This window comes from Mycolicibacterium tusciae (assembly GCF_002086795.1).
Lineage (GTDB): Bacteria > Actinomycetota > Actinomycetes > Mycobacteriales > Mycobacteriaceae > Mycobacterium > Mycobacterium tusciae.
The window spans coordinates 1-1474 of sequence record NZ_MVIM01000053.1 but is presented as its reverse complement, the minus strand read 5'-3'; the positions used below and the strand labels follow the sequence as shown (position 1 = coordinate 1474).

The 1474-nt window shown below is 62.7% G+C and carries 1 protein-coding gene; it reads right to left on the bottom strand.

The window, feature by feature from the left end; all coding sequences use genetic code 11:
- Positions 1-22: 22 nt before the first annotated feature.
- Entirely contained in the window at positions 23-1234 is a 1212-nt protein-coding gene (locus tag BST47_RS30060) for an IS110 family RNA-guided transposase (RefSeq protein WP_107529134.1), read from the bottom strand.
- Positions 1235-1474 lie beyond the last annotated feature (240 nt).

Below are 1474 nucleotides of genomic sequence, written 5' to 3'. Positions count from 1 at the left end.
GAAAGGACTCTCAATGAAGAAGTCAAGCAGCCGTCGTCGTGGTGACGGGGGGTGAATCAGGTTGCCAGGTGCGGTTGTCACGGATCAGTGCGTAAAGGACGTTGGTACGGCGTCGCGCCAGGCAGATGGTGGCCGGGATCGGACGTTTACCCTCCTCTCGTTTGCGCTGGTAGTAGGCCCGAGAGTGGTCGTCACAACGTATCGAGGTCAGAGCCGACATGTACATGACTCGACGCAAGCGACGGCTGTAGCGCTTGGGGGTGTGCAGGTTTCCGGTCCGTGTTCCCGAATCTCGAGACACCGGAGCCAGTCCGGCCCAGGCGGCGAGTTGATCGGCCGAACCGATCAGCGCAGGATCGCCGACGGCGGCCAGGAATTCGGCGCCGAGTCGGAATCCAATGCCGGGCATGCTGGTGATCACCTCGGCAAGGGGATGGCGGCGAAACCGGCCCTCGATGTCGGCGTCAGTGGTTTTGATGCGGTCATCAAGGGCGATCACCCCCTGGGCCAGTTCGGCGACCAGAGTGGCGGCGACCTCCTCGCCGGGCATCTTGACCGTCTGAGCCTTGGCGGCCGAGACTGCAGCGACGGCGATGGCAGATGCGTTACGGACTCCAGCGTCGGCCAGGAACTTCGTCAGTCGCGAAATGCCGCTCTGCCGTATGACTTTGGGTCGTTGATAGCGCGACAACAGCACCGCCCAGCCGCGGTCGGAGCTGAGCTCGGCGACCCGTTCCACAGCTGGGCAGACGGCGATCAGTTGCTGACGCAGCCGGTTGATGGTGCGGGTGCGATCAGCCACCAGATCGGCGCGGTGGGCGGTCAGCATCCGAAGTTCGGTGACCAGGTCGTCGTCGGGATGCAGGACCGGCAGATCCTCACCGCGCATCCGCGATTGATCAGCGATCACCCTGGCATCTTTGGCGTCGGTCTTGGACTCGCCTCCGCGATAAACCGTCGAGGCCTGCCACACCGCCCGGCCCGCGAGGTAGCGCACCGACTTGCCGAGGTCGGTCAGCACCGTCAACAGCAGGGTGGCATACGTCATGGTCAGGTCCACCGTCCAGGACACCTGCGGACCCAACTCGTCGACCTCCGCGATCAGCTCGCGGATGGACTGCTCGTCATTGACCAGCTTGCGCGACAACACCGCCGCCCCGGCGGCGTCAACCACACACACCCAATGATGTTCTCTACCGACATCCACACCAGCCCACAACTGATCTGTTGTCATCGATTCTCTTTTCGCTTGTCTGCCAACATGTTCCCCACGGACAACCCCGCCAGCGTTTCCTTAAACAAGCGATCACATCGCAGATCTCAATCAGCGGCCAGAGAAGTCCAGGCAGGCCGGGCGGCCAGTCCTTTCAAGCCGCACCACCAAGGCCGGCTAAACCGATGCAGCCTCACCCGGCCCACCCGGGTCACAGCACAACGTAACAACACGAAGTAACTGCACCTACGAACTTAAGGA

What these genes read in the sequence shown, in the direction of transcription:
- BST47_RS30060 (WP_107529134.1), bottom strand. Translation starts at nt 1,234, where the DNA reads ATGACAACAGATCAGTTGTGGGCTGGTGTGGATGTCGGTAGAGAACAT.